This is a genomic window from Microcystis sp. LE19-8.1F (genome assembly GCF_027531715.1).
GTDB classification, from domain to species: Bacteria; Cyanobacteriota; Cyanobacteriia; order Cyanobacteriales; family Microcystaceae; genus Microcystis; species Microcystis wesenbergii_A.
Window position 1 is genome coordinate 1 of record NZ_JAPZSO010000197.1, and the last position, 8,727, is coordinate 8,727.

The 8,727-nt window shown below is 46.6% G+C and carries 12 protein-coding genes and 1 pseudogene; 5 read left to right on the forward strand and 8 right to left on the reverse strand.

Annotation, left to right across the window (positions count from 1 at the left end):
• Positions 1–140: 140 nt before the first annotated feature.
• Together O9334_RS18345 and O9334_RS18350 are read right to left on the reverse strand one after the other, a co-directional pair.
• Positions 141–233, reverse strand: a pseudogene (locus O9334_RS18345) (polyhydroxyalkanoate biosynthesis repressor PhaR); the annotation flags it as partial.
• A gap of 42 nt (positions 234–275) precedes the next feature.
• The gene (locus O9334_RS18350) at positions 276–743 is read right to left on the reverse strand and encodes a CBS domain-containing protein (RefSeq protein ID WP_012265148.1); all 468 of its coding nucleotides are present in this window, start codon (positions 741–743) and stop codon (positions 276–278) included.
• Between the two features lie 161 nt (positions 744–904).
• Between O9334_RS18350 and O9334_RS18355 the strand changes: the two genes are divergently transcribed.
• Positions 905–1,471: a Uma2 family endonuclease gene (locus O9334_RS18355; RefSeq protein WP_045361104.1), complete on the forward strand. Its 567-nt coding sequence runs from the start codon at positions 905–907 to the stop codon at positions 1,469–1,471.
• Between the two features lie 71 nt (positions 1,472–1,542).
• On the forward strand, positions 1,543–2,391 hold the full coding sequence (gene nadC / locus O9334_RS18360) for a carboxylating nicotinate-nucleotide diphosphorylase (RefSeq protein ID WP_045361102.1): 849 nt from the start codon (positions 1,543–1,545) through the stop codon (positions 2,389–2,391).
• Between the two features lie 89 nt (positions 2,392–2,480).
• Here nadC and O9334_RS18365 read toward each other — a convergent pair whose 3' ends face one another.
• A complete protein-coding gene (locus tag O9334_RS18365; protein ID WP_288001697.1) occupies positions 2,481–3,278 on the reverse strand; it encodes an SAM hydrolase/SAM-dependent halogenase family protein in 798 nt (265 codons plus the stop codon).
• A 134-nt stretch (positions 3,279–3,412) separates the two neighbouring features.
• Between O9334_RS18365 and pirA the strand changes: the two genes are divergently transcribed.
• The 3 genes from pirA to O9334_RS18380 all read left to right on the forward strand — a co-directional run bounded on the left by pirA (position 3,413) and on the right by O9334_RS18380 (position 4,336).
• Positions 3,413–3,574 carry an arginine synthesis PII-interacting regulator PirA gene (gene pirA / locus O9334_RS18370; protein WP_002733724.1) on the forward strand — a complete coding sequence of 54 codons (162 nt, stop codon included), beginning with the start codon at positions 3,413–3,415 and terminating at the stop codon, positions 3,572–3,574.
• Between the two features lie 149 nt (positions 3,575–3,723).
• Positions 3,724–3,888, forward strand: coding sequence for a DUF8624 family small hydrophobic protein (locus tag O9334_RS18375; protein ID WP_002760035.1), 165 nt, complete (start codon positions 3,724–3,726; stop codon positions 3,886–3,888).
• On the forward strand, positions 3,881–4,336 hold the full coding sequence (locus O9334_RS18380; RefSeq protein ID WP_045361098.1) for a GNAT family N-acetyltransferase: 456 nt from the start codon (positions 3,881–3,883) through the stop codon (positions 4,334–4,336). The genes O9334_RS18375 and O9334_RS18380 overlap by 8 nt, the downstream gene beginning before the upstream one ends.
• 178 nt (positions 4,337–4,514) lie before the next feature.
• On the opposite strand, the gene O9334_RS18385 is transcribed toward O9334_RS18380, so the two are convergent.
• The 5 genes from O9334_RS18385 to O9334_RS18405 form a co-directional block, all read right to left on the reverse strand.
• Positions 4,515–5,735, reverse strand: a complete 1,221-nt coding sequence (locus O9334_RS18385; protein WP_288001698.1) for an efflux RND transporter periplasmic adaptor subunit — start codon at positions 5,733–5,735, stop codon at positions 4,515–4,517.
• A gap of 43 nt (positions 5,736–5,778) precedes the next feature.
• Positions 5,779–6,000: a DUF4327 family protein gene (locus tag O9334_RS18390; RefSeq protein WP_045361095.1), complete on the reverse strand. Its 222-nt coding sequence runs from the start codon at positions 5,998–6,000 to the stop codon at positions 5,779–5,781.
• A gap of 168 nt (positions 6,001–6,168) precedes the next feature.
• Positions 6,169–7,056 (reverse strand): acetylglutamate kinase, encoded by an 888-nt coding sequence (argB, locus tag O9334_RS18395; protein ID WP_288001701.1) that lies wholly within the window; start codon positions 7,054–7,056, stop codon positions 6,169–6,171.
• Between the two features lie 79 nt (positions 7,057–7,135).
• Positions 7,136–8,359 carry a M20 metallopeptidase family protein gene (locus O9334_RS18400; protein WP_045361091.1) on the reverse strand — a complete coding sequence of 408 codons (1,224 nt, stop codon included), beginning with the start codon at positions 8,357–8,359 and terminating at the stop codon, positions 7,136–7,138.
• 41 nt (positions 8,360–8,400) lie between these two features.
• Positions 8,401–8,727, reverse strand: a 327-nt coding sequence (locus tag O9334_RS18405) for a hypothetical protein (RefSeq protein ID WP_288001703.1), incomplete at its 5' end; no start/stop codon positions are given.

The following is an 8,727-nucleotide window of genomic DNA, read 5'->3' on the forward strand; positions in this document are numbered from 1 at the left end:
CTAGAGGCATGGATACTACTCTCCCACAGTAGCCGCTCTTTTCTACGCCTTTTTAGATTATCAGATTTTGTCCCCCCCTGAACTAGGGTTGATTCATTGTAGGGTTGATTCATGAATCAACCCTACCCCCTGAACAGTTACGTCACATCTTTTTGTAAAGAATCGATTTTTCCCTCAATCCGCATCAAGATAGTTTCTAGGGAATAAGTAACCGTTTCCTGAGATTGATTCATTTGTTCAAGACCTTTTAGTTAATTGTTGCCCTAGAAAAGCAATTATGCTTCGGATTTTGCCATATCGCGAATGATATCACCGCGAGTGATAATACCAATTACTTTGTGGGTTTCTTCCTCAATCACCGGTAAACGACGCACATGACGATCGTACATTAACGAGGCCGCTTCTTTCAAAGGGCGGTCAGCCGTGATACTAATAGGTTTATCGGTCATTACTTCCCCCACGGTTTGACCGAGAGCTTTATGGAGTAATTTCTCGTGACGGCTAGGATTTTGTAGATAGATGACGCTATCGAGGAGCATAATGTAAGGAGGAGCTTCTACTCCCGTTTCCTGCCACATGAGGTCAGTTTCGGAGATAACCCCAATCAGTCGCATATTGTCATCCACCACGGGTAAACCACTAAACCGCTTTTCGGCCAAAATTTTCACTGCTTCGGATAGAGAAGTGTTAGCGGTGACGGTGATGGGATTGGGAGTCATGATATCGGCAACTGTTTTCGTCATCTTAGCGACCTGCGACAATAATGCTTTCTCTCTCCATCTTATCATTAGGGTAATCAGTCACCGCTTAATTATGACTATTCTTCAATCTTCGGGCGAGAAAATGGTATAACATAAAAAGGAAATGGGATATTAATTTAGTTAGTTGACAAGGAAAAAGAAAAATGATCGCTCAACCTCAATACCCAGAAAGAATGACCCCGGAAGAGTATCTAGAATGGGACGCTACCCAGGAATGTCGCCATGAATATATTGATGGGGAAATTATCGCCATGACCGGGGGTAGTCTGCCCCATAATGATATTACCTTGAATTTTTATACGGCTTTAAGACTTCATCTCCGTCCGCGAGGCTGTCGAGTCAATGTATCTGATGTGAAAGTCCAAGCTAATAATAGTCGTTATTTTTATCCCGATTTGGTGATTAGTTGCGATTCTAGGGATAGAGAATCTCGTAATTTTATTCAACATCCACAAGTGATTATTGAAGTGCTTTCCCCCAGCACAGGAAACTATGATCGCACTAAAAAGTTACAATATTATCGTCAGATTGCCAGTTTACAAGAATACGTTTTAGTCGATCCCGAATCGATCAGTGTTGAGGTTTATCGTCGCGGTGAAGATAAAATTTGGTTTTACTGCGCTTATAGTCAAGGGGAAGAAATTATTCTATCTAGTCTCGATTTTCACTGTGCGATCGAGTTAATCTATGAAGGGATAAGTTTCGATTAAAGAAAGTTTACAAAAAGGTCAAACATTCCTAAACTTAAAATAAATACGTCCCGATTGTTTCGATAAATTCTATGTTACCGCCCCTATTAGTCCTTGATCCCTTGTTAGAAAACTGGTTACGAGAAGATCTCGGTAGAGGCGATCGCACCACCCAAGCAATTTTCTTCGGTCATGCTAAAATCGGTCAAGCTACTTGGATTGCCAAAGAAGCGGGAGTTATTGCCGGTTTACCCGTAGCTGAACGAGTTTTTCAACTGCTTAACCCCACTATTCACTTTACCCCCACCGTTGCCGAAGGGGAATTCTGCCCCAAGTCTAAAGTTATTGCCGAGATAGAAGGTTCCCTCGATGCGCTGTTAATTGGGGAAAGAGTCGCTTTAAATCTTGCTATGCGCTTGAGTGGGATTGCTAGTGCCACTCGCAAATATGTGGAGAAAATTGCCGATTTATCGACAAGATTGGTGGATACTCGCAAAACTACCCCCGGATTGCGAATTTTAGAAAAATATGCCTCCGGTATCGGTGGCGCTATTAACCATCGTTTGGGGTTAGATGATGCAATTATGATTAAAGATAATCATATTCAAGCAGCCGGCAGCATCGAGGAAGCAGTGCGTCGTGTACGGCAAAATATGCCCTATCCTCTCACAATTGAGGTAGAAACCAGCCAATTAGAAGAAGTGAATCAGGCCCTACAGCAGCAGGTAGAGATCATTATGTTAGATAATATGGATTTAGAGATGATGCAAACTGCTGTGGAGATGATCCGCAATTTTAATAGTAAAACCAAAATAGAAGCATCGGGAAATATTACCCTCGATCGCATTCGCAACGTTGCCGAAACAGGAGTAGATTATATTTCCACTAGCGCCCCGATTACCCGTTCTACTTGGTTAGATATTAGTATGAGAATTGATTAAAAGGCTATATCAGTTATCAGTTATCAGTTATCAGTTATCAGTTATCAGTTATCAGTTATCAGTTATCAGTTATCAGTTATCAGTTTTGATCACTGACTCCTATCTATTCTAACCTCGATCGCATCGCCAATATTTAGGTGTAATTGCTTTTGGGCGCTACCACTATTGACGGCAATTTCTAACCCCCCGTGACTACCGATAAAAGCGACTATTTCTCCGGAAGGAACATCACTGTAGGTGTTTTTTGCGGGGATAATTTTTGGCCCCAACTGCACTGACCAATTTTTTCCCTCTAGGAGATAATCGGGAATATTGCTGATTAAATTGCCGAAAATGTCAATATATTGAATTTGACCCCTGATTTTATCTTCCTCGATTTGCGGAACAGCGATCGCTAATTGTTGCAAGCTATCGGGATCAATAATCTCACCTAACATTTCTAGGGGTACTCCCCGGGACAAATAAGCGGCCACAGGAGCAAAAATATCACGACCGTGAAAAGTAGTGCTAGGGTTAGGGGTGCGCCAATAGGAAGAATTATTGAGATTAACGGCGGATATAGCGGTAGATTGGCTTAAAATGCCACTAAATAAACCATTATCTGGACCAACTAAATAACCACCGGCAAAACGAATCCCTACCCCGCGTCTTTTGCTTCCTACCCCCGGATCTATAACTGCCAGATGAATAGTGCCTTGGGGAAAATATTGATAGGCATTCAGGAGGATAAAACGACCAGCGTAAAGGTCTTGGGGCGAAATTTGATGATTCAGGTCGATAGTGCGAGCATGGGGGGCAATTCCCGCTATTACTCCCTTGATAATGCCCACATAACCGTCCCGTAGTCCAAAATCGCTAGTAAGGGTTATCAGTGCCTGTTCCGTCATTGACTTGTCACTAAGGTGGCCAACAGCTTTAATAAATCTTAACGCTAAATTCAGTAGCTAAAGATACAGTTTACCAAGGAGAATGTTATGATTTAGATATAAGGTAAGTTAAGTCGCTCAAAAGTCTGTCCATCATGAACAAAAATCGTCAGCAAGTCCTAACACAGGCCACCGTCGCTCATAGAGAAACACTCCGCAGAAATTTACAACACCGACTGGAAGTAGCTAGAGCGCAGGGAAATGAAGCTTTAGTACGTCAATTGGAAGCAGAGGCGGCCTATTTACACCTTCGTTAGATTTAATCGGTGTTTAGTCATAGTCTAGTTGTCGGTTTCTAGTGATCGGTATGCCGATCACTTTTTTTGGGCGAATTTTTTTTAATTGCTGATATCTTAACTGGCAATCCCTAAAATAGAAAGAATAGTAGTTTACAGATCAAATAATTATGGCTTTTTTCCGGCAATATATCGCCCCGCTCCTGACTATCTTCGTGTTTTTAGTTGCTCTGGTTGCCACTGGCATCCGGATTTTTTTACCGGCAGATTTAGCGGCACCCGCTCCGATCGAGCCATCCCTGGGCATAATTTTCTCTTATCCTTGGCATGGCTAACCTTCCCGAAGATTATCGGCTGCGACTGGGAAAAACGAGCGATCGCTATCTACTAATTAATTTTCTCACCCGCACCTATGAAGAATTTTTTCCCGAACAAAAAAACCTCTCCCATCTAGCTGATACAGTCAGACAGTTTTTTTGCCTCGATACTCCCCTGTGGATCGTCGAAGCACAACAAACAGCGATCGCTTGTCTCTGGATGGGGAGCGCCGTCGATCAGGTGACAGGCGATCGCTATGGTCATATTTTCCTAATTTACGTCGATCCCCAGCATCGTCGCCAAGGTATCGCCAGCGCACTAATCGATCGAGCTAAGGATTGGGCAAAAAGTCGCGGACAAACCCGCATCGGTTTACAAGTCTTCATCAATAACGACAATGCTCTCAATCTCTACCAAAATCTCGGCTTTCAAACTCGCTCTTTGCTGATGTTGAAAAATATTTAAAAACTTTCAGGAGACAGGAGACAGGAGTTAGGAGACAGGAGACAGGAGTTAGGAGTCAGTCCCGATGAAAAAATTTTCACCCCCACAGATGAAAGAGGTTTCCTTCCCCACACCCCACACCCCACACCCTACTGATTACTGTTCACTGATCACTGAAAAGCCGCCAACCCCTGACTCATCAAGGATTACTCAGGATACTGATGCGGACTTTTTCACCATTTTGCAAAGGTTTACTACTATTGACGACGAAACGCTCCCCCGGTTCAAGTCCAGTGAGAATTTCTACTTGACCGTCGAGCGCTTGACCGAGACGAACGGGACGTTTTTGCACTTGCGAGTTAGACTCGGAAAGGACGAAAATGGCCGAGGATTCCCCCTGACCGACAATTGCTGTTTCGGGAACAATCACCTGAGGGGCAGAATTATTATTAAACCGCACCCGGGCCAATAATCCCCCTTTGATTAAACCATCCCCATTGGGTAGAGCAATCTCCACGGGAATCCGCCGGGCCGTGCCTTGGCTGAGGGGAAAAATCCTGGTGATGCGACCGGAAAAATTTCTCTCACCGAAAGCATCAAGGCTGACATTAACCTTTTGTCCTAAATTAATCGTTTTTAAATCCAATTCCGATAATAATACTACCACCTTGACCTGTTGAAAATCGCCAATTTTGAGGACTTCATCGCCGATACTGACTAAATCCCCCGGCTCTTTCAGTTTTTCGATCACTATCCCCGTCGCTGGTGATTTAAGAATAGCGTAGGCCTGACGTTGTTGTTCCTGAGCGATGACCGATTTTTGGGCGGCAATTCTGCCGATAATTGCCGCCACTACCTGCTCCTCGACTTTAATTCTCGATCGCGCGCTATTAACGGCTTTTAAAGCCACTGCCGCCGTGGTTTGGGCTGTTTCGCCCTGTTGCAGGGGAATCGCCCCTTCTAGGGCTAATTTTTGCAGGCGAGCGGCATCATTTTTGGCCTGTTGGTATTGTAGTTGTAGGCGCTCCACTTCAATTTCAGCGTTACTGACTTCAATTCTCGCCCGGGCTAATTCTGCTTCTAGAGACGATAGGGCAGCCTTTTCTTGTCGGACAACGGTGGCAAGGAGACGATCATCAACACGAGCGAGGATTTGCCCTAATTGCACCTCATCTCCCACATCAACGACGAGATTGAGTAACTGACCCGTGGCTTGCGATCGCAGAGAAACGACTTTTAAAGGTCGGGTAGTTCCCGTGTAATCGAGATTGCGTCCGCTGGTTGCCGGTTTAGCCGTGGTGACGTTGACGGTAGTAGTACGGGCTGCTGGTGGCGGTGGTTGGGTTTCTGTCTGGGGAGAACAACTCGCACTTAAGGATAAGATAACCAGAGCGGAAAGGATAATCGGAGTCGATCCCATGGGGATAGTCCTAGTAGAAAGCCGCTTTTGAGTCGATGGTCGCTTATTCTTCGTCCCAAGCTTCTACCGCTACCACTTCGCTGAGAGGGTCTTGCATGGAGAAACCGAAATCGAGCAACTCTTGCTTCCAGTATACCCACTCATCTCCGTATAAAAGAGCCAGTTTCCAGATACTATCGCTAGGTTTGACTACTTTTGCATCTATCCACTTGCTAACCTTGCGTTGAAACTTCACCATCGGGTGAGCTACAGCTTGTTTGGTCATAAATTCAATTGCTATGAAAACTTCGGATTCTGCGCTTCCCGACTAAACTAACTCAAGACTAAAACTTTTGCCATTACAAAGGAGCGAGAAGCGCGTTTATTAACTTACTTGTACACCGGCTCTCTGGTTTTAGGCAAGTCTTTTTAACCAAAAGTACGGTAATTACTACTATAGATTACTATAACTGGAGGCCACAATCATGGAACCGATGCCTAGATCGGTGAAAATTTCCAGTAAAAGGGCGTGGGGAAGACGACCATCGATAATATGAGCGGCCTGAACTCCCTGGGCTAGCGATCGCACACAGCAGCCAACTTTGGGAATCATCCCGCCGGCAACGATGCCTTTTTCAATCAACTCCCGGGCCTGTTGGATATCCAATTTAGCCAATAAAGTGGAAGGATCCTTGTAATTCTCTAAAATTCCAGCTGTATCGGTCATCAAAATCAGTTTAGCTGCCCCTAAAGCCGCCGCTATTTCTCCGGCTACCGTATCGGCATTGATATTATGAGCTTGGCCGGTTTCATCGGCGGCCACACTGGAAATCACGGGAATATAGCCACTATTAACCAAGGATTCGACGACGCTAGTATCGACACTGCTGACTTCTCCCACAAAACCAATGCCCTCTTTACCCACGGGACGAGCAGTGATCAGATTACCATCCTTACCGCATAATCCTACCGCTTTACCGCCGGCTTGATTGATCAGGGCAACAATTTCTTTATTGACGCGTCCCACCAGCACCATTTCTACCACATCCATGGTGTCGGCATCGGTGACGCGTAAACCGTCTTTAAATTGGGGTTCAATGCCTAATTTATCCAGCCAACTATTGATTTCAGGACCGCCGCCGTGGACAATAACGGGACGAACCCCTACACAGGAGAGAAAAACGATATCTCGCATGACCGTGTCTTTGATATCGCTGTTATTCATGGCCGCGCCACCGTATTTAACCACTACGGTACGACCGCGAAATTCTTGAATATAGGGTAGGGCCTCGCTGAGGATTTTCACCCGTTGGGCATCGTTTTCGTGGGTATTATTGTTCATGGGTTTTTTTACCTGTCTGATTCAGTGACCAGTTTAGCGGTTTCGGGTTTGACAAAAACTGTTCACCTTGAACGGATTTCTAGAAAGTCTTAGAGTTACAGAATTTTTCCACGCAACGGACAAAAATCTCCACTCCCATGGCTAACACCGATTCATCAAAATCAAAGCGGGGATGATGGTGGGGATAGGTTAATCCTAATTCGGGATTGGCGGACCCCAAGAAGAAATAACAGCCCGGTACTTCCTGTAAAAAGAAGGACATATCTTCCCCTCCCATGGTTTGACATTCGGGAACGATTCCGGCTGGGGTTTCCACCACTTGTGCGGCGATTGAGCGCACTAATTCCGCCATCTGATCATGATTGATTACCGGGGGATACAATTGCCAGTAATCGAATTGATAACTAGCCCCCTGACTTTGACAGATGCCCGCGATAATTTCTTCCATCCGTTGTCGGAAATAGCCCCCTAACTGGGGATTGAAATAGCGCACTGTCCCACTGAGATTAGCACTATCGGCGATCACGTTTCTAGCGGTTCCCGCCGCTAATTTACCCACAGTCACTACGGCGGCATCGAGGGGGTTGAGGTTGCGGGCGACGATAGTTTGCAAGGCGTTGACGATTTGGGCCGCCACCAGTAGTGAATCGACGGTTTGATGGGGAATTGCCCCGTGGCCGCCCCGGCCTTGAATCTGGAGATCGAAACATTCCACCGCCGCCATTAAGGGACCATTTTTCACGCCCACTGTCCCTAAAGGCATATTATTCCAGAGATGCAGCCCGATAATTCCGTCCACGTCGGGATTTTTCAGCACTCCCCCTTCGATCATCGGTTTCGCCCCCCCCGGCCCCTCTTCGGCGGGTTGGAAAATAATTTTTACTGTCCCCTTGACATCGTGACGGTTTTGTGCTATATAAACTGCCGTGCCGAGGGCGATGGCTGTGTGACCATCGTGACCACAGGCGTGCATTTGGCCCGGATGTTGGGAACGATAGGGGACTTGGTTTTCTTCGGCGATCGGTAGTGCATCCATATCGGCCCGCAGGGCTAAAACTGGCCCCGGTTGACTGCCTTCGATGATGGCGACAATTCCGGTGCCGGCGATGCCGGTTTGATGGTCAATTCCGTATTTAGTCAGGGTTTGACTGATTAAGGAGGCGGTGAGATGTTCTTGAAAGCCTAGTTCTGGTTTTTGGTGTATTTGTCGGCGCCAGTGGACTAATTGCGGCTGCAGGCAACGAATGGCAAGGCGAATTTGAGCGCAATTTAAGCTATTAGGAACGGGAAAGGAGGAAATCATCAGGTTCGGACGGCTAGTTTTTTTGAGCACCGATTTCTAGTTTAACGTCGGTCGTCGGTCGTCGGTCGTCGGTCGTCAGGATTCAGGAGATTGCCTTTATTTATTCTCCCTTCTCCCCACACCCCACACCCCACACCCCACACCCCACACCCCACACCCCACACCCCACACCCTTCTCCCCACACCCCACACCCCACACCCTTCTCCCCACACCCCACACCCCACACCCCACTCCCCACACCCCACACCCCACACCCCACACCCCACTCCCCACACCCCACACCCCACTCCCCACACCCCACACCCTTCTCCCCACACCCCACACCCCACACCCCACACCCTTCTCCCCACACCCCACTCCCCACACC